The sequence below is a fragment of the Nonomuraea sp. NPDC049378 genome, from assembly GCF_055586745.1.
Window position 1 is genome coordinate 170453 of record NZ_JBVJHP010000002.1, and the last position, 23112, is coordinate 193564.

The window sequence follows — 23112 nt, forward strand, 5'->3', positions numbered from 1 at the left end:
ACCGTGGGCTCCCGCACGAACTCGACCGCTCCCGCGCAAGCTCACCCCACCGGCAGGGCGAGCCCGCGCAGCTCCTTCCGCGACGGCAGGTTCAGCTTGCGCAGCACGCTGGAGATGTGGCTCTCCACGGTCCGCCGCGACAGGAACAGCTCCGTGGCGATCTCCTGGTTCGTCTTGCCCGCGGCGGCGAGCAGCGCCACCTCGCGTTCCCGCGCCGACAGCGCGCGCCCGTGCGAGGGCCGCCCGCCCCGCCACGGGTAGGGGATGGGCACGCCGTTCTGCCGCATGGCGCGGCACACCCGCGCGATGTCCCGGTCCGCGCCCATCGACCCGTACAGGCGCAGCGCGCTCTCCAGGCAGTCGCCGCCCGCGGCGCCGCGCAGGCGGCCCAGCCGCTCGGCGGCCTGCGCCTCGTCGTAGCGCAGCCCGGCCTCCCCCAGCGTGGTACGCGCCGCGCCCAGCAGCCGGTCGGCCTCGGGTTCATCGCCCCGCGAGCAGGCCATGACGGCCCGCGCCGTCAGCAGCGCGGCCTGCGCGGCCGGCGCGCCGGCGCCCTCGATGCCGGCGGCCAGCTCCGCCACCAGCCCGGCCGCCTCGCCGGCCTCGCCGAACGCGTCCATGGCATCCACCAGGCACAGCACGGTCTCGGCGCCCCACACCCAGTTGCCCTTGGAGCGGACCAGGGCGAGCCCGGCGGTGGCCTGCTCGGCGGCGGCCGCGGGGTCGTCCAAAGTGAGCAGGAGCCGCGACAGCGCCATCCGCGCCGGGATGAGCGGCCAGACCGCGCCCACCCTCTCGGCGACGGCGATCACCTCGCCCAGGCACGCCCCGGCGTTCTCGACCGGCCCCGTGGCCGCCAGCAGCGTGCCGTGCAGCAGCCGCGAGTCCAGGAACGCCGCCGCGAACGTGGCCGACGGGCCCGCCAGCCGGCGGGCGCGGGGCTCAAGCCCGTCCCAGCGCCCCGCGGCCCGGTCCACGGCGGCGGCGACCAGCTCGACGACCTCCGCCACGCGCAGGTACTCGGCCTGGTCGGCCACCCGGCGGCCCTCGGCGAGCAGGGCCTCGGCGCGGTCGAGCCGCCCGATGTGCAGCGCGCCCTGCGCCCAGTTGAGGCAGGCGCGGGCGTGCTCCCTGGGCACGGCGCGGAGCCGGTCGTCGCGCAGCAGGTCGTCGATCAGCCGCCAGCTGCCCGGGTCGCCCTGTTCGAGCAGGAGCGAGGCCCGCGCGATGCGTACGGCGATGTCCACGTCGCGGTCGCCGCTGCGGCGGGCCGCCCGCTCCGCCTGGTCGCAGCGGGCGGCGTGCTCGTCAACGTGCCGGTCGGGGACGGTCTCGGGCGCGGCGAGCACGGCGAGCGCCCGTCCCAGAAGGGCGGGCCGGTCGCCGAGGTCCTCCACCGCGGCCTCGATCTGCAGGTATCCCGCCCGCGCCTCACCCTGCTGGCGCAGCAGGCGGCCGAGCGCGAAGCGTAACTCTCCGCGCAGGTGGGCGGGGAGCGGCTCGGTCGCCAGCAGGCGTTCGAGAATGGGTACGGCCTCCGCGTGCGCCAGCCCGTCGACCGCGGCCCGGCCCAGCTTGACGGCCAGCCGCACGCGCACGTCGCTGGACAGCTCGCCGGTCTCCAGCGCCTGCAGCAGGAACCTCGCCGCCGTTGCGTCGTTGCCGTGGGCGAGCGCCGTGTCGGCGGCGGCCTCGGCGTTGCCGACGAAGTCCGCCGTGCGCCCCGCGAGCCGGTAGTGATGGGCGAGCCGGGCCACGGGCCTCGGGCCCGGCCCTCGTTCCAGGGCCTGCGCGGTCCTGAGATGCAACCAGCGCCGGCCGGAGACGGGCACCGACTCGTACACGATCTGCCGGGCCAGCGCGTGCCTGAACCGGCAGCGGCCGTCCTCCTCGTGCAGCAGCCCGGCCGCCTGCGCCGTCGCCAGGGCCTTGGCGACCTCCTCCGCGTCGCGGCCGGTGACCTCCGCGAGCACCCGGTCGTCGGGCGTCACGCCGATGACGGCGGCGGCTCCCAGGATCCCCCGCGCCGGCTCGTCGAGCGAGGTCAGGCGGCGCACCACCACGTCGCGCAGCACGGTCGGGACCGCGAGGCCGGCCAGCACGTCCGGGCGTCCGGGGATCTCGCTCGCGGGCAGTCGCTCCAGCAGCGTGCGGAGCACCTCCTCCACGACGAACGGGATGCCGCCGGTCGTCTCGTGGAGCGCCGCGGCGAACGTACGCGGCAGATCGGTCTTCAGGATGCCGCCCGCCAGCTCCTCCACCTCGGGCGGGCTCAGCGGCGCGAGGCCGATCGCCCGCGCCGGCCCTGACGGCGCTCTGGCCAGGGCCTCGCGGATGGGCAGCGGGCCCGTCTCGGTGCGGGTCGTGAGGATCACCGACAGCTCGCGCGGCTGGTGGGCCGCCAGGAAGGCGAGGAAGTCGTGCGTGCCGCTGTCGGCCCAGTGCACGTCCTCCAGGACGAGCACCAGCGGGCTGAGGTGGTCGAGCAGCGCGACGGCGGCGCGGAACACCCGGTGCCGCTCCGCCCGCTGGTCGGGCAGGGCGGGCAGCGGCGGCGGCAGGTGCTCGGCGATCTCGGGCAGGAGCGGCGCCAGCGCCCCGATCACCGGGTTGGCCGGGCGGGACGCGGCGAGCTCGTCGCCGGCCAGGCGGAAGGCGTCGAGCAGCGGCGACAGCGGCAGCGGCTCCTGGAGCTGCTCGCACTGTCCCACCAGCGTGCGAACCCGGGCCGATTTCCGGGCCGATTTCCGGGCCGATCCCTGCGCCGGCGCTCCGGGCGCTTCCGGCGCGGCGAGCAGCTCTCCGACGAGCCGGCTCTTGCCGATCCCCGCCTCGCCCTCGACCAGGGCGAGGGACGGCGGGGCGGCGATGACCGTACGGAGCAGGGCGAGCTCGGCCCGGCGCCCGACGAGGACGTCGGACAGGGAGCCTGAGGGGGCGACGCGGGCCTGGCCGGAGGGCATGCCTCACCCTCCCACCTGCCCCGATGGCGATATATCAGCTTCAACAGGCTACCGGATCCAGTGATGGTCAAAAATCCGTATGCGCTACGGATGTCCCCCTCCTCGCCCGTCACTAGCGTCTCGACCGTCCGCCGGATCGGCGGCGACGCACTGAGGGGCGACGATGGACCTGTCCACATCTCCTGGATCTCCTGGATTCACCACGTTCGGACGCCGGCTGGCGGCGGCCATGGCGCTCACGGGGCTGGCACTGGCCGGAGTGACCGCGCCGGGCCAGGCCACCGCGGCGGCCGGCTCGGCAGAGCAGAAGACCTACATCGTGCAGATGACCCCCGACCCCGTGGCGACGTACGAAGGGGACGTCGCGGGGCTGGCCGAGACCAAGCCCGAGCAGGGCGAGAAGATCGACCCCGGCTCCAGCGACGTGACGAGGTACGCCGACCACCTGCGCGGTAGGCACGACGCCGCGTTGAAGAAGGTGGGCGGCGGCCCGAAGGTCTACGACTACGTCTACTCCTACGGCGGCTTCGCGGCCCGGCTGACCGAGGCGCAGGCCGCCGGGTTACGCGCGCTGCCCGACGTCGTGGCCGTGACCGAGGACAGGAAGGTGCCGGTGGCGACGTCGTCGACGCCGTCGTTCCTCGGCCTCGACAAGCGCGGCGGCCTGTGGGACGAGCTCGGCGGCCCCACGGGCGGCCGGCGGGGCAAGGGCGCGGGCGACGGCCTGGTCATCGGCGTGATCGACAGCGGCATCTGGGCCGACAGCCAGAGCTTCGCCGACCCAGGGCCCGGCGGGAAGCCGTACGGCAAGGTGCCCGGCTTCCACGGCACATGCCCGCGGAGCAGCCCTGACGAGTCGTGGACCGCCCCCCTGTGCAACGGCAAGCTCGTCGCGGCGCGGCACTTCAACGCCGGCTGGGGCGGAGACGAGGGCGTCAAGCAGGCCATGCCGTGGGAATACCTGTCGCCGCGCGACTACAACGGCCACGGCACGCACACCGCCTCGACCGCGGCGGGCAACCACGGCGTCGAGGTGACCGGGCCTGCCGCGGTGTTCGGCTCGATCAGCGGCATCGCGCCGCGCGCCAGGGTCGCCGCCTACAAGGCGCTCTGGTCGACGGAGGACGCCTCCACGGCCAACGGCTTCTACTCCGACCTGGTCGCCGCCATCGACCAGGCGGTGGCGGACGGCGTGGACGTCATCAACTACTCGGTCTCCGGCACGAGCGCGGACCTGCTCGACCCGGCCGAGGTGGCGTTCCTGTCGGCGGCCGAGGCGGGCGTGTTCGTGGCGGCCTCGGCCGGCAACAGCGGCCCGGCCGCGAGCACCGTAGCGCACCCGTCCCCCTGGGTGACCACGGTCGCGGCGGGCACGCACGACCGCGGCACGCGGGGCTCGGCCACGCTCGGCGACGGCATCACGCTGAGCGGCGCCTCGCTGGCGGCGGTCAAGGCGGGGCCCGCGCCTCTCGTCGACTCCACCGCCGCGGGGCTGCCGGGCGCGGACGCGACCCGGCTGGCGCAGTGCCACGCCGCCAGGGACAACGGCGGCCAGGCCGTGCTCGACCCGGCCAAGGTCAAGGGCAAGATCGTCGTCTGTGACCGCGGGGAGACGCCGCGCGCCAACAAGAGCGTCGCCGTCGCCGAGGCGGGCGGGGTCGGCATGATCCTGGCCAACACCGACGACAACTCGCTCAACGCCGACCTGCACGCCGTGCCGACGCTGCACGTCGCGCAGAAGGACAGGCAGGCGGTCAAGGACCACGCCGCCGCGGACGGCGCGACGGCCACGATCGAGCAGGCGGAGATCGTCGATGACGCGCCCGCCCCTTACGTGGCCGCGTTCTCCTCCCGGGGGCCGCTGACCGCCGCGGGCGGCGACCTGCTCAAGCCCGACCTGACCGCACCCGGGCAGGACATCCTGGCCGCGTACGCGCCGCCTGGCGCCAACGGGTCCGCGTTCAGCCTCGCGAGCGGCACGTCGATGTCGGCGCCGCACGTCGCGGGGCTCGCCGCGCTGTTGAAGGACCTGCACCCGCGCTGGTCGCCGATGGCCGTCAAGTCGGCGCTGATGACCAGCGGCTCCGACGTGCTCGACGGGCCCGGCCACGACCCGTCGGTGATCTTCGGCCAGGGCGCCGGCCACGTCGTGCCGAACAGCGCCGCCGACCCCGGACTGGTCTACGACAGCGACATCAGGGACTGGCTGGCCTTCCTGTGCGGCTCGACCAGCGGGGTCGAGGAGCGGACCTGCGAGCACCTGGCCAGGAAGGGCCACTCGTTCGAGGCCGGCGACCTGAACGTCCCGTCCATCGCGGTCGGCAGGCTGCCCGGCACGCGTACGGTGACCCGCGAGGTCACCAACGTCGACCGCCGCACCGCCACCTACACCGCCTCCACGACCGGGCTCGAAGGCGTCGACGTCACGGTCGAACCGCGCCGGCTCACCCTGCGGCCGGGGCAGACCAAGTCGTTCACGGTGACCCTCAAGAGGACCACCGCCCCCATGAACGCCTACGTGGGCGGGCAGCTCACCTGGAAGGACCGCCGGCACACCGTGCGCGTGCCCGTCGTCGTACGGCCGGTGGCCGAGGCGTGGGCGGCCGCCCACGGGGTCGCGGGCGGGGAGGACACCGCCGGGCACATCGCCCTCGACCCCGAGGGCGAGCGGGTCTACGTGTCCGGCGCGAGCTACGGCTCGCAGCCCGGCGTGCGCAGCGCGCGCATCTCGACGGTCGCCCACGACGCCGCCACCGGCGCCGAGCTGTGGAGCGCGGCGTACGCGGGACCGGCCGGCACCTTCGACGAGCCGGCGGGGATCGAGGTGAGCCCCGACGGCGCCCGGCTCTTCGTCACCGGCATCAGCGCCGGCCAGGACACCGGCAACGACGCCGTCACGATCGCGTACGACACGGCCACGGGCGAGGAGCTCTGGGTCGCGCGGCACAACGGCACGGCGAACGCCTCCGACCGCGCCGACGCCCTGACGGTCGGCCCCGACGGGACGCACGTCTACGTCACCGGCATGACCTCGCTGGGCGTGGGCGGCAAGGACGACTACGTCACGGTCGCGTACGACGCGGGCAGCGGCGAGCAGAAGTGGGTCGCGCAGTACAACGGGCCCGGCGACGGCACCGACTCCGCGCGGGTGGTCAAGACGACTCCTGACGGCTCCAAGCTCCTGGTCACCGGCCAGAGCCAGGGCGCGCCCGGCACAGGATGGTCCGACTGGGGAACCGTGGCCTACGACGCCGCCACCGGCGAGCAGCTCTGGACAGCCCGGCACGACGGCCCGGCGAACGGCTGGGACATTCCTGGCGGCATGTCCGTCGCCGCGGACGGCGCGTCGTTCTTCGTCATCGGAACCAGTGCCGGGGAGACGAAGACCGACATGACCACGATCGCGTACGACACCGCCACGGGAAAGGAGCTCTGGTCGGACCGTTACGACGGACCCGCGCACGGCGGCGACACCCCGCGCGACATCACTTCGGGGCCTGACGGCACGCTGTATGTCACCGGCAACACCGAGGGTGAGGGGACGAGGGACGACTTCACCACGATCGCCTACCGTCCAAGGACGGGCGAGCGGGTGTGGGTGCAACGTCACAACGGCAGGGCGAACGAGCAGGACCTCTCCTGGGACGTCGCCGTGACACCGGACGGCAGCAAGATCGTCATCACGGGGCAGGGCTGGAACGAGGTGGCCAGGCCCGACGAGTTCCTTCAGAAGTTCGACTACGTGACGATCGCCTACGACGCCGCGACCGGTGAGCCCGTCTGGACCGGCGAGTACGGCGGCCCGGCGGGCGCCGCGGACAAGGCGCATGCGCTCGCCGTGGACGCGACCGACGACTCCGGGGTGCGGATCTTCGTGACCGGATCGAGCACGACGTCCGGGGACCTGCTCTCAGGAACGGAGGTCGATTTCACCACGGTGGCCTATTTCGAGCCGTGGAAGAAATCATGACCCGTTGACGGTGCGCCCCCTGACCCGCCGGGTCAGGGGGCGCTCTTCCACTGACTTGCCATAAGCGTTTCAAGGTCCGGCAAAGCGGGTAAAGCCGACATAAATTCTGAGCTACCTGTTATCAGGAGCGCCAGATGTCCCGAATCACGTTGACTCCTGCCGCACGTGAAGCGCTGGGCGACGAAGAAGTGTTGTTCTTCGACTGGCACGTGACCGGGCTCTGCTGCGCGGACGCGGGCGAGTTCTCCGTCCGGCCGCTGCGCCGCCCGCGACTGCCCCGGCGCGCACGCCCGCTCGGAACCGACCTGGTGTACGCGCATCCGACCGCCTGGGTGCATCTCACCGGCCTCCCCGTCACGATCGACTGCCGTCCGCTGTGGCGCTGGCGGCGGTTCACCTCCGATCTGCCGCCGGACGCCGGACTGCGCTGCTGCCTGGGGCGCCCCCTTTATGGCTCGCTAGATGGCTCCTTGGATGGGAGGTAACGGGTGAAACTGCGTTCCATCATCATCTGGACGGCGGTCGCCCTCGTCGGTGCCGCGGGATGGGCCGTGCTGGCCCTGTCCAGAGGCGAGAACGTCAACGCGGTCTGGCTGCTGGCCGCCGCGCTCGGCTCGTACGCCATCGCCTACCGCTTCTACGCCCGCTTCATCGTGCGCAGGGTGCTGGGCGCCGACGACCGGCGCGCCACCCCGGCCGAGCGTCTCGACAACGGCATCGACTACCACCCGACCGACCGGCGCATCCTCTTCGGCCACCACTTCGCCGCCATCGCCGGCGCCGGGCCGCTGGTCGGGCCCGTACTGGCCGCGCAGATGGGTTTCCTGCCCGGCACCATCTGGATCGTCGCCGGCGTCATCTTCGCCGGGGCCGTACAGGACATGGTGATCCTCTTCTTCTCCATGCGGCGCAACGGGCGCAGCCTCGGGCAGATGGCCCGCGACGAGATCGGGCCGGTCGGCGGGGCCGCCGCGCTCGTCGCCGTCTTCGCCATCATGATCATCCTGCTGGCGGTGCTGGCGCTGGTCGTGGTCAACGCCCTGGCGCAGTCGCCGTGGGGTGTCTTCTCCATCGCGATGACCATCCCGATCGCCCTGTTCATGGGGTTCTACCTGCGGGTGATCCGGCCGGGCAAGGTCGTCGAGACCACCGTGATCGGCGTCGTGCTGCTGCTGCTGGCGATCGTCGCCGGCGGCTGGGTGCAGGACTCGAGCTGGGCGCCGTTCTTCACGCTGAGCCCGTCGGCACTGTCCCTCTGGCTCATCGCGTACGGGTTCGTCGCCGCCGTGCTGCCCGTCTGGATGTTGCTCGCGCCGCGCGACTACCTGTCGACGTTCATGAAGATCGGGACCATCGCGCTCATCGCGATCGGCATCGCCGTCACGATGCCGACGCTGAAGACCCCCGCCTTCACCGACTTCGCGTTCAACGGCGAAGGACCGGTCTTCGCCGGGTCGTTGTTCCCGTTCGTGTTCATCATCATCGCCTGCGGGGCCCTGTCGGGATTCCACGCGCTGATCTCGTCCGGCACGACACCCAAGATGATCCAGAAGGAGACGCAGGTCCGGATGATCGGCTACGGCTCCATGCTCATGGAGTCGTTCGTGGCCGTCATGGCCATCACGGCCGCCTGCGTGCTGACCCCCGGCCTCTACTTCGCCATGAACTCCCCCGCCGGCGTCGTCGGGGCCACCGTCGAGAGCGCCGCCCAGGCCGTGACGAACCTCGGCTTCGTCATCACGCCCGAGCAACTGTCGGCGGCGGCGGACGCCGTACAGGAGGAGACGCTGATCGCCCGGACGGGCGGCGCGCCCACCCTCGCCGTCGGCATCTCGCAGATCTTCTCGGGCTTCCTCGGCGGCGCCGGCTGGCAGGCGTTCTGGTACCACTTCGCGATCATGTTCGAGGCGCTGTTCATCCTCACCACCGTGGACGCCGGCACCCGGGTCGGACGGTTCATGCTCCAGGACACCATCGGCAACGTGTGGAAGCCGATCTCCCGGGTCAGCTGGTGGCCAGGACTCATCGTCACCAGCGCCGTCGTCGTTGCCGCCTGGGGCTACTTCCTCTACCAGGGCGTCAACGACCCGCTCGGCGGGATCAACCAGCTCTTCCCGCTGTTCGGCATCGCCAACCAGTTGCTCGCCGCCGTGGCGCTCACCGTGGCCACCACCCTGCTGATCAAGAGCGGGCGGCTGAAGTGGGCCTGGGTGACGGCGATCCCGCTGGCCTGGGACGCCGCCGTCACGCTCACGGCCAGCTGGCAGAAGGTGTTCTCGCCCGATCCGACGCTCGGCTTCTTCTCCCAGCGCGACCGCTACCAGACCGCTCTGGACCAGGGGCAGTTGCTCGCACCCGCCAAGACGCGGGGCGAGATGGAGCAGATCGTGCTCAACTCCACCGTCGACGGCATCCTGGCCGCGCTGTTCGCGATCCTCATCGTCGTCGTGATCCTGGACGCGCTACGGGTGTGGATCCGGGTGATCAGGAGCGGGGAGACGCTGCCGACCGCTGAGGCGCCGTACGAGGAGTCCAAGATCCTCGCACCGGCCGGTCTCATCGCCACCCGGGAGGAACGCGCGATGATGGCGAAATCGTCACCCGACGGCTGACCGGGCCGCTGCTCCGCCCGTTCATGCCTCGCCAACAACCTGGCGACTCCCGGCCAACGACAACGGCGCGAATCTCCTGAACGCTTGAACCGAGCGCTTCACGACGAGGGGAGAGATGTCATGCGCACGAACGGCTGGAGCTAGGAACAGGTGAGACGGCGGCACTCGGGGTCCCGTCCCCGGGTGCTGCCCACCACGCACGCAACCGTCGCGGGCGGTGTGCACGCCTGGCGTACGAACTGTGCACTCCATGCCGTTCCCCCCGGCGACGGCCGCCCGGCATGGTGAAACAATGCCGACAACGAGAAAGCCGGCGGTCCTCGGGACCGTCGCGGCCGCGAGCGCGCGGACCGGGTGATGGCCACCTTCTCCGGCCTTTTCACGGTGCGCGAGTTTCGCTACCTCTACCCGGCCTATGCGCTCTCCTACGTGGGCGACCAGCTCTCGTCCGTCGCCGTGGCCATACTGGTGTTCGACAGGACCGGCTCGCCGGCAGCCACCGCGGTCGCGTTCTCCGCGGCGTTCCTGCCGTCCGCGCTCGGCCCCGTGCTGGGTTCGCTCGCCGACAGGTTTCCGCGCCGCGGCCTGCTCATCGCCTGCGACCTGGCCAGGGCGATACTGGTCGCGGCGCTGGCGCTGCCGGGCATGCCGATCGGCGCCGCGATCGCCCTGCTCTATCTCGCGCACCTGTTCACCCCGCCGTTCATGAGCGCTCGCGCCGCGTTGATGCCGGACGTGCTCAGCGGCGAGGCCTACATCGCCGGCAACGGCCTGACCAACCTCACCTACCAGATCAGCCAGGTGGCCGGGTTCGCGATCGGAGGCGCCGTCGTCCTGCTCGTCACGCCCGCGGGCGCGCTGCTCGTGAACGCGGCGACATTCGCGCTCTCCGCGGCGCTCATCTGGCGGGGCATCAGGCCCCGGCCCGTGCCCGAGAGCGAGGGCGCCCGCTGGTCACCCCTCAAGGACGCGGCGGCAGGGGTGCGCCACGTGTTCGCCGACCCCTGGCTGCGGCAGTGCCTTCTCCTGGTCTGGCTGGTGCCGGCCTTCGCCTTCGGCACCGAGGCGATCGCCTATCCCCTCGCCCGCGAACTGGGCGGCGGCCCGCCACTCGCCGGGGTGCTCATGGCCACCATCGCCCTCGGCTACGCGACCGGGGCGACCGTCCTCACCCGGTGGACGCGCCCGCCCGTTCGCGACCGCGTCACGGTGCCGCTCGCCGTGCTCTCCGGGCTCGCCCTGCTCCCCATGCTCGCGCACCCGCCCGCACCCGTGGTGCTGGCCCTGCTGTTCTGCTGCGGCCTTGGATGCTCGTTCAGCACGCCGCTCAACGCGATGTTCGTCCAGCGGGCCGCGCCGGCCTACCGCGGACGCGCCATGGGAGTCGCGATCGCCGGCATCGCCGCCGGCCAGGGCGGCGGATTCCTCCTGGCGGGATGGGTCACCGAACTCGGCGTCACCGCCTCGGCCACGGTGGGACTGTGCGGGATCGGCGCTCTCGTCGCCGCGGTGTGCTGCGGCGCCGCCTACACGTCCGCAGCAGCTAGCGCAGTGCCGTCCGGGCCGTCCGGGACCTGAACTCCCGCGGCGACTCGCCATAGACCTTCCGGAACGTACGGCTGAAGTCCGCCGGCGCGCCGAAGCCCCACCTGGCGGCGATCTGGCGGATCGGCACGTCGGCGAGGGCCGTGTCGGCGAGGTCGCGACGGGTACACCTCAGCCGCTGGTCGCGGATCCAGCCGCAGACCGTGTCGCCCTGCTCCTGGAACAACCGGTGCAGGTAGCTCACCGAGATGTGGTAAGCCTCCGCAATGGAGCTCGGTGACAGCTGATGGTCGCCCAGGTGGCGCTGGATGTGGGCGCGTATCCGCCGGACGAGGTCCTGCCGCCGGTAGCTCTCCCGCCCGCCGGCTCCGCATTCGAGCAGGCTGGAGAAGCACACGGCCACAAGGTCCACCAGCACCATCCCCAGCCGCTGCCCGTCGGCCGGTCTGAGCGACAGCTTCTCGTCGGACAGGGCCTGGATGAACTTCTTCAACAGCTCGTACACCCCGCTGTCAGCGGGGACGCCATGCCCGAGCACCGCGTCCACGGCCGGCGCCCGAAGCGGCAGCACCGGCTTCGGGATGATGACCACGGCCACCTCGAGGCCGCCGTGCCCGTCGGGCCGCAGAACCATCTCGTCGAGCCGGGCGAGGTCGTGCGCGTAGAGACCGCCGGCGGTCACGGTGTCCTGACGCCCGGCCCACGTCGCGCTCACCGTGCCGCGCACGGGCAGGACGAGCTGGATCGCGTCCTCGCCCTCCGCCCTCCTCCAGCCGGCCTCGCGCCGTAGGCGTACCGGACGGTATCTCCTCACCTCCAGCACGGCCACGCCGAGATCGACGACATGCCCGCCGATGAACGCCGTTTCGCTCCCGCGCACTCGTGTCCTCCGCACGCAGCGTTCACGGCACGACCCGACACCTCGACGGCTCCCACCGTGATCCCTCGCGGGTCCGCTCAGGAGGCACGCCCTACCGGGCTGCGAACGCCTCCGCCACGCCCCGAGTCATGTGTAGGGCGGCGCGCGTTTCCTCAGCGTTTCGCCCCAAAGCGCCCCGGACCTTCACGAGGAGCGCATCAGGAGGCGCAGCCGGTCACGGAGCCCCGTCTCGAAGACGGCCTGGCCGTGCTCATCCGCGGCCGGCGCGTAGCGGGGAAGAGCCTCCGCGTCCGCAGCGGCCGGTCGAGCGACTCTGACCTATGGTTTCTCCCATGACCGCAGACTCCCTCCGGCTGGTGCCGGTCACCCCCGCCAACATCGATGCGGCCCTCGCCGTGCGGGTCCGTCCCGACCAGGAACGGCTCGTCGCGCCCGTGGCGAAGTCGCTGGCGGAGGCGTACGTCCACCAGCAGGTCGCCTGGCCCCGGCTGATCCTCGACGGAGATCGTCCCGTGGGATTCCTCATGGCCTTCCTCGACATCGACTGGAACGGCAAGGGGGTCGACTTCCGGTCGGGCCTGTGGCGGCTCAACGTGGCGGCCGACGCGCAGGCGCGCGGGGTCGGCCGCTTCGCCGTCGAAGCCCTGGCCGGCCACCTCGGGCGCCGCGGCTGCACGCGGATGTACGTCACCTGGCACCCCGGTGACGACGGCCCCGAGAACTTCTACCGCAAGCTCGGCTTCCATCCCACGGGCGAGGAGAGCGACGGCGAGACGGTGGGGGCGCTGGACCTGTAGCGGCGGTCACCGTGCTCGTCCGGAGTGCCGGCGATGCGCGGCGAAGAACGCGCGGGCGGAGGCCGGCAGCCAGAGGGCGGCGATCATGGCGAGGTGGATGACGTTGCCGGAGATGACGGCCCACCAGTACTCCGAACCGGCGGCGGCGGAGATGTAGCTCGCGAGGGTGGCGATGACCAGGTAGACGGTGAGGGCGATGCGGGCCCAGTGACGCCCCTTGAGCGTCTTGAGGACGAACCAGACGACGAGGACGACGTCCAGGGCATGCAGGACGATCGCGTAAATGATGGCCGCGTTGACGGCGAAGTCGAGATCGGCGGGGTCGAGAGTGGGGTTGTTGCGCATGATCGACGCGCTGGTGAAGTCGCGGTCGACGGCCATCTGCACCGGTAGGGCGATATAGAGGACGACCAGGACGAGCATGTAGGGGACGAGGAGGCGGAGAGCGGCGGGAACACTCTTTTCTTGGTACAGCCGTACTACCATAAGTCGAGATGGTAGCACGACTGCGCTAGCATGGATCGCATGCCCAGGCTGATCGATCATGAACAGCGCCGTGAAGAGCTCGCCGAAGCTGCCTGGCGAGTGATCATGCGGCACGGCGTAGGCCACGCCTCCGTGCGCATGGTCGCCGCCGAGGCGGGACTCTCCGCCGGATCGCTGCGTCACGTCTTCAGGACGCAGAGCGAACTGCTGGTCTTCGCCATGCAGCTCGTGGTCAATCGCGTCCGCGCCCGGATCACCGCCATCCCGCCACAACCCACCATCAGGCAGGCCGTCGAGGCCGTGGCGCGCGAGCTGCTGCCGCTCGACGACGAGCGGCGCGCGGAAATGGAGGTCAACATGGCGCTGTTCAGCGCCGCCACCGCCGAAGAGAGCCTCAGAGGCCCCCGCGCGGAGGCGCACGAGGCCGTCCGCGAGACCTGCCGCTGGATGATCGCCCAGCTCGACAACGGCGTCGACCTGGCGCCGGGGCGTGACCTGCGGCTGGAAGCCCTACGACTGCACGCGGTCATCGACGGACTCGCCGGCCACCTGGTCTACGAGCCGCCCACGGCGGACACGAGTTGGGCGACCGACGTCCTCTCGACGCACATCGACTCGCTCAAGACGTGACCTGCTCTCCGCCCAGCAGGACGGAGAGCCCCGTCCTCGCGGGAACATCGCTCAGGAGCGGGTCCACTTCTGGTTCGACGCCCCGGTGCAGTCCCACAGCTGCAGCCGCGCGCCGTTGGCGGTGTTGCGGTCCACGACGTCCACGCACCGGTTGGCCGCGATGTTGACGAGGTCGCCCGCCGGGCTGAGCGTGAAGCGCTGGGCTCCGGTGCCGTTGCACGTGTAGAGCTGGATCGGCGTGCCGTTGGCGGTGCCGGCCGCCGCGGCGTCCATGCACTTGCCCATCGCGCGGACCGTGCCGTCACCGTTGACGGACCACTGCTGGGCGACCGTGCCGTTGCAGTCGTACATCTGCAGCGGGGCGGCGTCCACGGGCTCGGCGCGGGGGATGTCGATGCAGCGGCCGTTCAGGCTGGACCTGAGCGCGGTGCCGGATCCCGACCCGCCGTCGGTCCACGCGGAGACGCGGACGTAGTCGATCAGCATCGTCTGCGGGAACGTGGTGCCGGCGTTGGGCGGGCCTGGCCAGTTGCCGCCGACCGCCACGTTCATGATCATGAAGAACGGGTGGTCGAACACCCACCGGTTGCCGCGGAGGTCGGCAGGGGTGATGCGGAAGTATTCCGAACCGTCCAGATACCAGACGATGAGGTTGGGTGACCACTCGACCGTGTACCGGTGGAAGGCGTCGCCGAGCGGCCCGCCGATCGTGCGGCTGCCGCCGATCCCGCTGCCGCCGGAGTAGCCGGGGCCGTGGACGGTGCCGTGCACGGTGTTCGGGACGCTGCCGATGTTCTCCATGATGTCGATCTCGCCGTCGCCCGGCCAGTTGCGCCCGCCGAGCATCCAGAACGCCGGCCAGATGCCCTGGCCCCGGGGAATCTTGATGCCGGCCTCGAAGCGGCCGTACGTCTGGGTGAACTTCTCGGCGGTCAGGATCCGGCCGGAGGTGTACTGGCAGGTGCCGTAGTGGCACTGCAAATTGGACGGGTTCTCCCGGCGGGCGGTGATGGCCAGGTGGCCCTGCCCGTCGTGAGAGACGTTGCGGGTCGAGTCGGTGTAGTACTGCAGCTCGTTGTTGCCCCAGCCCCCGCCGCCGATGTCGAACTTCCACTTGGAGCCGTCGACGGACGTCCCGGCGGCGGCGTTGAACTCGTCGGACCAGGTGACCGGGCCGATGTCGGCCTCGGCCGGGTGGGCGCCGGTGACCAGGCCGCCGGTCAGGGCGGCGAGCAGGGCCGTGGCCGCGAGGAGGAGCCGGGGTTTGCGCATGGAGACCTCCGCTGAGTGGTCTTCGCCCCCGATCAACAGGATGTAATATCAGTGCCTCTCCTTTGTCAACAAGAAGCTTTACTTATTATTGCCGCGTGCCGCCCCGGCTGGACTCTCCCCCCGTGGGAGGCCTCATGCTGGATCCCGGCGGGAGGGTGCGGCCGTACGCCGCGCCCGCATGAGGAGAGCGACACATGGCCATCGTGAAGGGCGTCGAGGCCCGCGGCATGCACCACTGCGAGACGACCGCGCTGGGGGTGCTGTTGCGGCATGAGGGGCTCGACCTGTCCGAGCCCATGCTGTTCGGGTTGGGCTCGGGCCTGTCGTTCCTCTACTGGGACAGCAAGAGCATGGCCTTCCCCTTTCTCGCGGGCCGCGTCAGGCCTTTCGACCTCACCAGGAACCTGGCCGCCAGGCTGGGGCTGACGCTGCTGGTCAAGGAGACCGCCTCGCCGCGCAAGGCGTGGGAGAACGTGGCCGTCCCCATCGACGCCGGCCGGCCCGTGGGCCTCCAGCTCGACTCGTACCATCTGCACTATTTCCAGTCCAAGGTGCATTTCGGCGGTCACATCGTCGCCATGTACGGCTACGACGAGCACGACGCCCACCTGGTGGACACCGACCAGCAGGGAGGAGCGGTGCGCACCAGCCGGGCCGGCCTCGCCAGGGCGCGCGCCGAACGCGGCCCGATGACCGCCAGGAACCGGTCCTTCACCATCACCCTGCCGGCTCACCCGCTCGCCTGGCAGGAGCAGATCGTCCCCGCCATCAGAGACTGCGCCGACGCCTTCCTCGCCGCCCCCATCGCGAACCTGGGCCACCGCGGCATCGAGAAGGCCGGCCGGAAGGTGCCCGGCTGGCTGGGGCGGGCCGGCGATCCTCGGCAGGATCTGTCGCAGGCCGCCCTGCTCATGGAGAGGGGCGGCACCGGCGGCGCCCTGTTCCGGGCCCTCTACCGCGACTTCCTCGACGAGTGCACCCGGCTGATCGACGACGACGACCTCCGCGCGGGGCACCGGCTGTACGCCGAGGCCGCCGGCCTGTGGACCGACGTGTCCGCCCTCGTCGCGAAGGCCGGGGAGAGCGGCGACGCCGGGCACCTCCAGCAAGCCGGCGCCCTCCTGCACGATCTGTCACGCATCGAGAAGGACGCCATGCAGGCGCTGCGCCGGTTGCGGCCCGGCGGGGAGGCCGTACGAGCACGGGCGCGCACGACAGGAAGCCGGCTTCCGTCGTAGGCTCGATCGCGCACGTGAGGGACAGGAGGCTGAGGTGGCCGAGACGACGGTGGCCGAGGTGCTGGCCGAACTGGCCGGGCTGGAGGACCCCAAGGCACGCGCGGTCAACGAGAGACACGGTGACGACCACGGCGTCAACCTCAGCAGGCTGCGCGCGCTCGCGAAGCGGCTGAAGACGCAGCAGGAGCTGGCGCGCCGGCTCTGGGAGACGGATGACACCGCGGCGCGACTGCTGGCGCTCCTGATCTGCCGCCCGAAGGCGTTCGAGCGTGGCGAGCTGGACGTCATGATGCGGCAGGCGCGCACGCCCAAGGTGCACGACTGGCTCGTCAACTACGTGGTGAAGAAGAGCCCGCACGCCGAGGAGCTGCGCCTGGCCTGGTTCGCCGACCCGGATCCGGCGGTCGCGAGCGCGGGCTGGGCGCTGACCGCCGACCGGGTGGCGAAGCAGCCCGAAGGCCTCGACCTCCCAGGACTGCTCGACGCCATCGAGGCGGAGATGAAGGACGCCCCGGACCGCCTGCAGTGGGCGATGAACACCTGCCTGGCCCAGATCGGGATCGAGCACGCCGGCCTCCGAGCCCGCGCCATCGGCATCGGCGAGCGCCTGGAGGTGCTCAAGGACTACCCGACCTCCCCGGGCTGCACGTCCCCGTTCGCGCCCATCTGGATCACCGAGATGACGCGCCGGGCCGGGCAGGGATCCGGCCGCGGCTGAGCGCGGCCTCCGGGTGCCCCGGACCATCGCCCGCGCCCCGTCCCGGCGCATAATACGTTCTCATGATCAGAGAGCCGCAGATCCTGGCCTGTTCCGGGGTGCTGTCCCCTCCCGAGGGGTTCCGGCACGTCGGCGTGCAGATATGGCAGGCGAGGCAGCTGGCCGGCGCGCGCCGACCGCGGATGTGCCTCATCGCGACGGCGGTGGGTGACTCGCGGGAGTTCATCGACGGCTGGAGCGCGCGGGCCGCGTCGTTCGGTGACGCGGAGCTGTCCTCCCTCCAGTTGTTCACGCAGCCGAACGTGACCGACGTACGGGCGCATCTCCTGGCCCAGGATGTGATCTTCGTGTCGGGGGGCAGCGTGGTGAATCTGCTGGCGGTCTGGCGTGCGCACCGCCTCGATGAGATCTTGCGAGAGTGCTGGGAGAAGGGTGTCGTGCTGGCCGGCCAGAGCGCGGGCAGCCTGTGCTGGCACGCGGGCGGTATAACCGACTCCTTCGGCGACGACCTCGACGCCCTCGATGACGGCCTGGACTTCCTGCCGTTCAGCAACGGTGTCCATGACGACTTGGGTGACCAGCCCCGGCGGGCGCGGTTCCGCGAGTCCGTGGCGAGCGGGACGCTGCCGGCCGGGTACGCCACCGAGGACGGCGTCGCCCTCCACTACGTGGGCACCGGGCTGCACGAGGTCGTGAGCGTGCTCCCCGACCGGAACGCATGGTTCGTCGAGCCTGACGGCGCGGGCGGGACCAGGGAGAAGGCCCTTCCCGCCCGCTGCTGGGTTCCCTGAGCGCCGGCGGCACCCGTTCAATCGATGAGCGGAACGGGAATCTTCGGCCGCTTCAGCGAGGAGAGGCCGATCTGAGCGCACAACGCCTCCGCGTCCACCGTCGCGAGCGGCTTGAGCGCGGCGGTGCCGAGACGGGCCCAGACCGCTCCGCCCGGGGAGCCGGGCTGGTCGCGGATCGCGGCGAGCGTGACGTCCTGCTGCCGTTCGAGCCGGCTGAGCAACCGCTGCCAGTCGTGGCCGTGCGGGCAGGGCGCCACGTCGCCGCCAGGGCCGGGAGGGTGCGGCGGCCTCTCACCGATGACCAGCAAGGTGGTCCGCCGGGGGCGGGGCCCCGCATCCAGCCTGGCGACGACCTCGGCCAGCATGTCCTCCAGCTGGACGGCGCGCGGGTGGCCGGATTCCGCCGCGCCGAACCAGCCCAACGACTTCAGCGCCTCCTCCGGGTCCGCCAGCCAGTCGGTCACGATCACCCGGTCGCCGCGCCGCCGCCGGGTGGGGTGGTGCGCTCCGTAGCCCATGAGGCCGACGCTCAGCGCCCCTGGCCGGGGAAACCCCCGGTGCGCGGCCTTGACCAGCTTCTCCGCGCAGTCCAGCCGCGCGGCCACGCGCGCGGCAGGGCCGGCGATCTCGATGGCGCAAACGAGGTGGACGTGCTGCTGCACCGGCTCGTACGAGCGGGGAATCGCCGCCATCAGCTCGGCCACGCTGCGGTTGTCGCGGGTGACCTGCTCCGGAGAGAGGAAGAGCACCGAGCCGGGCCGGCGGAGCCGGACCCTGACCAGATGAGGTCCCGGCGGCACGTGGGCCACCTGCATCGACAGCAGCGCGGGGGCCGAGCCGTCCCAGGCGACCACCGCGAGCACGGTGCCGTGGTCGTCGGCCGCCTCGCTCCGCACCCTGACCTCGGCCACGGCGCCGCGCCTGGCGCCTTCGGGAAAGAGCTCCCGCAACGCGAGCATGATCTGGCCGGTACGCGGGTCCGCCCTGGCGACGAGCAGGCCGTGGGAGAGCCGGACCGGGGAGTCGGCGATGGCGTCCCGAGCCAGGCCGCGCACGTCCAGCCCTTCCTGGTCCCAGCACCGCGCATCCGGGTGGGCCGTGCGAAGCCGGTCGAAGATCGCGACAGCGCCGGGGGCGTCCGGAGCCGTGTTCACCACGTACAGCCGGCCGGTGGGCTCGGGCAGCGAGAGCTCGCCGGGCATGCCCGTGATCAGCTGCTCCGACGGTTGGGGAACACCCGCACCGTCAAGCGTGATCACGATGCTCAGGGCCTCGCCGGCGGTGAGCCCGACCAGAGTGATCGATTCTCCGGCGCCGAGTGTTGCGACAGCGGTACGGAACGCTTCTCGCACCGCCGCATGTTCTCATACTGACGCGGTTCCCAGGACTAAAATGGCACGGCGACCGGCTCACGTGATCGAGGAGGGCGGCGGCCATGGGCGGGCTCCTCCTCTACCTGTCCGGAGCGCGGCGCGACATCCTGTCCATGTGCCCGTCGGAGGCGGGCAAGTTCAGGTGGCTCGGCGGTGCCGTGCTGGTCACGAGCAGTGTGGCCGCCCTCTCCATGAGCTTGGCGCTGGGGACCGCGCTCGACGTCAACCTCGCTCTGGCCGTGATCACGGGGCTCGTGTGGGGGCTGGCCATCATGTCCCTGGACCGGTGGCTGATCGCGACCCTCGGCGACCACGGCGCGGGGCGGCTCTGGCTCGCCCTGCCTCGGCTGCTGCTGTCCCTGATGCTCGGCGTCATCCTCTCCACACCCCTGGTCCTGCACATCTTCAGACCCGAGATCGACGCCCAGATCGTGCAGATGCAGCAGGCCCGCGCGGAAGCGTTCCAGCGGCAGCAGTCCACTGGCGAGAGCGCCAGAGAGATCACCCGCCTGACCCAGCTCGTCGACCAGCTTCACCAGGTGATCGAATCGAAGGGTCAGGTCACCATCGACCCCGCCAAGGATCCGAAGACGGCATCTCTGACCACTGACCGGGATCGTGCACTCGAGCAGGCGAACGCCTACTACGACGACTGGCAGTGCCAGTTGTACGGCGGTGAGTGCGAATCCGTCCCGGGCGCCAAGGGGGACGGTCCGCGAGCGCGCGAGCTGGAGAGCCGTTACCGGTCCGCCCGCCACGAGGTCGATCAGCTGAACACGCAGATCGATCAGCGGAGGCAGGAACTCACGCGGAAGAGCAAGAGCGCGGCCGCGGCACGGTACGAGCAGGCCAGGGCGGACCTTCCCGGATATCAGGCACAACTCGACCGGCTCAGGGGTGAGCAGGAGGATCGCCACGCCGCCTTCGAGTCGCAGACCCGGGACGGGGGCGGGCTGCTCCTCCGGATCGAGGCACTGGGGGCGGCCTCGGCGAAGAACGCCACCCTGAACACCGCGAACCTGCTGATCTTCCTCCTTCTGGCGCTGATCGAGTGCCTGCCGGTGATGGCCAAGCTGATGCACCGGCCGGGCACGTACGAACGGATCGAGCAGGCTCAGGCCCGCAGGGAGGAGCAGGCGGCGGCCCGCGCATGGCTCATGTCCGCAGAGATCGACGCCGCGCAGGGCGCGGGAAAGCTGACGCTGGAGCAGGTCTGGGAGCGCGAGTCACGCCAGCCGGACCGGCCGTCCAAGCCCTCCGACCCCGTCGCCGGACGCCGTCGCCGGCCGGCGGATGAGGACGAGCTCCAGGATCGGGCGCTGCGTGGCATGCGGGACGCCCGTGCGCCGGAGGACCCCGACGCGACCCCGCTGCCGCGGGGGCAACGCCCATGACAGCCGCCTGGACCACGACGCCGGAGCTGTTTCCCTGGGACGAGCTGGCCGGCAGCTGCCGCGACGACCCCCGCATCCGCTTCTATGTCGAGCCCGCGCCGCCGCGGGCCACAACCGCGAGCCGGCCCGTGGACTGGGCTCGGGTTCTCGCCGGGAGCAGCAGAGACCAGGCCTTCCGCGATGCGACCGCGCTGGAAAGCTACGCCGGCTTCGCTTCCCTGGCCCACGCGAGCACCCGCGCCCGCATGGATTTCGAGGACTACGCGGCGGGATTCAGCCCGGCCGCGCTTCGAGGATTCCTGACCACGAGGGTGTCGCTCGTCGTGGCCGTCGGACTCGCGCTGCCGGTCTCCTCGTGGTCCGCGCTCATGCTGCTGGCCTGCCAGCTCTCCGCACTCGCCCTGGTGCCGGTGGCCGGCCTGACCTGGCGCTCGGCCCGCGCCACGCGCAGCGCGCCGCGGCTCCTCCTCGCCGCGCTGGCGCTGGCGGCGGGGCTGGCTCTGCCGGCGGTCGCGCCGCTGCTGGGAGCGGCGTTCTCCTTCACCAGCTTCCTGGTCATGGGTGGCTTCCTCGGCCTCGTCTGGATCCTGAGCCTCGATCACACCGGCCGGCCGCTGCGCCGGATGCTCAAGATGCACCTCCTCACCCCCGCGGCTCCCGGTCTCGAGAACCGCGCCGAGCGGGCGCGCCGGCAGTGGCTTGAGGACGCCCGCGAGAACGCCGTCATGCCCGAGCTGATCCAGACGATCAACCGCCTCCTCCAGCCCCGCATGGAAAAGCGGCTGCTCGTCCAGGACACGGCCAGGCTGCGGGCGATCTACCACGCCGGTCTCCTGGTGCCCACCCGCGCCACCCAGCGGGTCCAGGAGGCGCTGCGGCGCTCGGACGGCGCCAGCATCGCCATCTCGGGCGCGCGCGGCACGGGGAAGACCACGCTCCTGCGCATGTTGTGCGGAGACGAGTCGCAGTTCTCGGTCCTGGTGTCCGCGCCCACCCACTACGTGCCGAAAGAGTTCCTCATCGAGCTCTTCCAGCGGGTGTGCGCCGCGTACATCACCGACCAGGGGTTCACGGTGGAACGCAAGCTCGCCGTGCGGCGGCGCATGGGCCTGCTTCGCTACCTGGCAGGCGCCTCCGGGCTGTTCCTCCGCGTGGCGCTGGCCTGCGGGCTCACGGGTCTGCTGATCTGGTCACTCGCCTTCGAGCTGGCACAGGCCGCGAACGTGGTGGCCGCCTTCGTCGGTGACCTGTCGGCCGGCGTGCGGAGCTGGTGGGAGGTCTGGTGGGCCGACAACCGGCTGGTCGTGCAGATCCTGCTGATCTTCCTGATCGTGGCGGCCGTGCCCAAACGGCACTGGCGGAAGCTGTCCTGGGCCTCGGAGCCGAAGCTGGTCATGGAGGCCAGGCGCCACTACCAGCGGCTGCAGGCGGAGCAGACGGCGACCACGCAGGCCAGCGGCAGCCTGCCGGCCCTGCAGACCGGATTCCAGCGCAGCATCGCGCTGAAGTCGATGCCCTGGGGCATGCCGGAGCTGGTCGGCCACCTGCGCCGGTTCCTGGAGGACGTCACCGAGGTCGAGCACGCGCGCGGGCGCAAGGTGCTCATCTGCATCGACGAGGTGGACCGGATCGGATCGGTGGAGGAGGCCACCCGCTTCCTCAGCGAGATCAAGGCCATCTTCGGATCGGTGCACTGCTATTTCCTCGTCGCCGTCGCCGACGAACTCGGCGCGTCGTTCGCCCGCCAGACCATCACCGGGCGCTCCCACCTCGAGAACGCCTTCGACGAGAAGATCTCCCTGGAGCCGATGTCCTTCGAGCTGTGCCGGCTCCTCCTGCAGCGCCGCGTACCCGGCTTCACCGAGCCCTTCGTCTGGCTCGGGCTCGTGCTGTCCGGCGGGCTGCCCCGCGAGCTCATCCGCGTGGCCAGACGGCTCGTGGAGATCAACATGGAGTTCGAGTACGCCCTGCGCCTTCCCGACCTGACCGACCGGCTCGTCAGGGAAGAACTCCACGAGGCGATCACCGGCACTCGCGCGCAGATCGGCCGCCTGCCGGCCACCCCCGAGTGCGGCGCCCTCCTCGACCGGCTGCACCAGCTGAGCCGTCCCCTCGAACCGGGCGCTCCCCTCGGCGACCTGCGTTCCTCGCTGAAGGAGCTGGCAGTGCTCGCATCGGAGCAACCGCCCGAGCTCAACCCGGACGACCTGCCCCTCAGGACCCTCGTGACCGAACTGTCGACGCTGGCCTTCCTCGGCATGACCGTCAGCGACGCGTTCAAGGACAACTGCTTCGACCTCATGGCCGGACAGGATCCGGCCCAGCCCGCGGCAGGACCTTACCTGGAGCTCGCGGCGGCGCGGCGCGAACTGAGCATCTCCGCTGACAGCTGCCGGGCGGCGGTCCAGCGGATCCGCGTGGGCATGGGCCTTCCGTAACGGCT

The 23112-nt window shown here is 71.5% G+C and carries 16 protein-coding genes; 11 read left to right on the top strand and 5 right to left on the bottom strand.

Annotated elements, in window-relative coordinates; translation table 11 throughout:
• Positions 1 to 41 precede the first annotated feature (41 nt).
• Positions 42 to 2963, bottom strand: coding sequence for a helix-turn-helix transcriptional regulator (locus ACZ6SA_RS05645; RefSeq protein WP_465826779.1), 2922 nt, complete (start codon positions 2961 to 2963; stop codon positions 42 to 44).
• A 163-nt stretch (positions 2964 to 3126) separates the two neighbouring features.
• Between ACZ6SA_RS05645 and ACZ6SA_RS05650 the strand changes: the two genes are divergently transcribed.
• The 4 genes from ACZ6SA_RS05650 (at position 3127) to ACZ6SA_RS05665 (ending at position 11123) form a co-directional block, all read left to right on the top strand.
• A complete protein-coding gene (locus ACZ6SA_RS05650) occupies positions 3127 to 6933 on the top strand; it encodes a S8 family serine peptidase (protein WP_465826780.1) in 3807 nt (1268 codons plus the stop codon).
• A gap of 134 nt (positions 6934 to 7067) precedes the next feature.
• Positions 7068 to 7418, top strand: a complete 351-nt coding sequence (locus ACZ6SA_RS05655; protein ID WP_347649747.1) for a hypothetical protein — start codon at positions 7068 to 7070, stop codon at positions 7416 to 7418.
• Positions 7419 to 7421: 3 nt separating this feature from the next.
• The gene (locus ACZ6SA_RS05660) at positions 7422 to 9545 is read left to right on the top strand and encodes a carbon starvation CstA family protein (RefSeq protein ID WP_347649748.1); all 2124 of its coding nucleotides are present in this window, start codon (positions 7422 to 7424) and stop codon (positions 9543 to 9545) included.
• A gap of 357 nt (positions 9546 to 9902) precedes the next feature.
• The gene (locus tag ACZ6SA_RS05665; RefSeq protein WP_465826782.1) at positions 9903 to 11123 is read left to right on the top strand and encodes an MFS transporter; all 1221 of its coding nucleotides are present in this window, start codon (positions 9903 to 9905) and stop codon (positions 11121 to 11123) included.
• Here the strand turns inward: ACZ6SA_RS05665 and ACZ6SA_RS05670 are convergent.
• Entirely contained in the window at positions 11089 to 11970 is an 882-nt protein-coding gene (locus ACZ6SA_RS05670) for a helix-turn-helix domain-containing protein (RefSeq protein ID WP_465826784.1), read from the bottom strand. The two genes, ACZ6SA_RS05665 and ACZ6SA_RS05670, sit on opposite strands and share 35 nt — an antisense overlap.
• A 332-nt stretch (positions 11971 to 12302) precedes the next feature.
• On the opposite strand from ACZ6SA_RS05670, the gene ACZ6SA_RS05675 reads away from it, so the two are divergent.
• The gene (locus ACZ6SA_RS05675; RefSeq protein ID WP_465826785.1) at positions 12303 to 12767 is read left to right on the top strand and encodes a GNAT family N-acetyltransferase; all 465 of its coding nucleotides are present in this window, start codon (positions 12303 to 12305) and stop codon (positions 12765 to 12767) included.
• A 6-nt stretch (positions 12768 to 12773) separates the two neighbouring features.
• On the opposite strand, the gene ACZ6SA_RS05680 is transcribed toward ACZ6SA_RS05675, so the two are convergent.
• Positions 12774 to 13253 carry a hypothetical protein gene (locus ACZ6SA_RS05680; RefSeq protein WP_465826786.1) on the bottom strand — a complete coding sequence of 160 codons (480 nt, stop codon included), beginning with the start codon at positions 13251 to 13253 and terminating at the stop codon, positions 12774 to 12776.
• A 39-nt stretch (positions 13254 to 13292) separates the two neighbouring features.
• Here ACZ6SA_RS05680 and ACZ6SA_RS05685 point away from each other — a divergent pair, with 39 nt between their 5' ends.
• A complete protein-coding gene (locus ACZ6SA_RS05685) occupies positions 13293 to 13883 on the top strand; it encodes a TetR/AcrR family transcriptional regulator (RefSeq protein WP_465826788.1) in 591 nt (196 codons plus the stop codon).
• 51 nt (positions 13884 to 13934) lie between these two features.
• Here the strand turns inward: ACZ6SA_RS05685 and ACZ6SA_RS05690 are convergent, their stop codons facing one another.
• A complete protein-coding gene (locus ACZ6SA_RS05690) occupies positions 13935 to 15155 on the bottom strand; it encodes a family 16 glycosylhydrolase (RefSeq protein WP_465826789.1) in 1221 nt (406 codons plus the stop codon).
• A 194-nt stretch (positions 15156 to 15349) separates the two neighbouring features.
• Between ACZ6SA_RS05690 and ACZ6SA_RS05695 the strand changes: the two genes are divergently transcribed.
• The 3 genes from ACZ6SA_RS05695 (at position 15350) to ACZ6SA_RS05705 (ending at position 17902) form a co-directional block, all read left to right on the top strand.
• Complete coding sequence (locus ACZ6SA_RS05695) at positions 15350 to 16393, top strand: BtrH N-terminal domain-containing protein (protein ID WP_465826791.1); 1044 nt, start codon at positions 15350 to 15352, stop codon at positions 16391 to 16393.
• A gap of 34 nt (positions 16394 to 16427) precedes the next feature.
• Entirely contained in the window at positions 16428 to 17111 is a 684-nt protein-coding gene (locus ACZ6SA_RS05700; protein WP_465826793.1) for a DNA alkylation repair protein, read from the top strand.
• Positions 17112 to 17173: 62 nt separating this feature from the next.
• Positions 17174 to 17902, top strand: coding sequence for a Type 1 glutamine amidotransferase-like domain-containing protein (locus ACZ6SA_RS05705; protein WP_465826795.1), 729 nt, complete (start codon positions 17174 to 17176; stop codon positions 17900 to 17902).
• A 17-nt stretch (positions 17903 to 17919) separates the two neighbouring features.
• Here ACZ6SA_RS05705 and ACZ6SA_RS05710 read toward each other — a convergent pair whose 3' ends face one another.
• Entirely contained in the window at positions 17920 to 19254 is a 1335-nt protein-coding gene (locus ACZ6SA_RS05710; protein WP_347649758.1) for a hypothetical protein, read from the bottom strand.
• Between the two features lie 83 nt (positions 19255 to 19337).
• Between ACZ6SA_RS05710 and ACZ6SA_RS05715 the strand changes: the two genes are divergently transcribed.
• Together ACZ6SA_RS05715 and ACZ6SA_RS05720 are read left to right on the top strand one after the other, a co-directional pair.
• Positions 19338 to 20669: a DUF4407 domain-containing protein gene (locus tag ACZ6SA_RS05715; RefSeq protein WP_465826797.1), complete on the top strand. Its 1332-nt coding sequence runs from the start codon at positions 19338 to 19340 to the stop codon at positions 20667 to 20669.
• Complete coding sequence (locus ACZ6SA_RS05720; RefSeq protein ID WP_465826798.1) at positions 20666 to 23107, top strand: hypothetical protein; 2442 nt, start codon at positions 20666 to 20668, stop codon at positions 23105 to 23107. Before ACZ6SA_RS05715 ends, ACZ6SA_RS05720 begins: the two co-directional genes overlap by 4 nt.
• Positions 23108 to 23112: the final 5 nt, after the last annotated feature.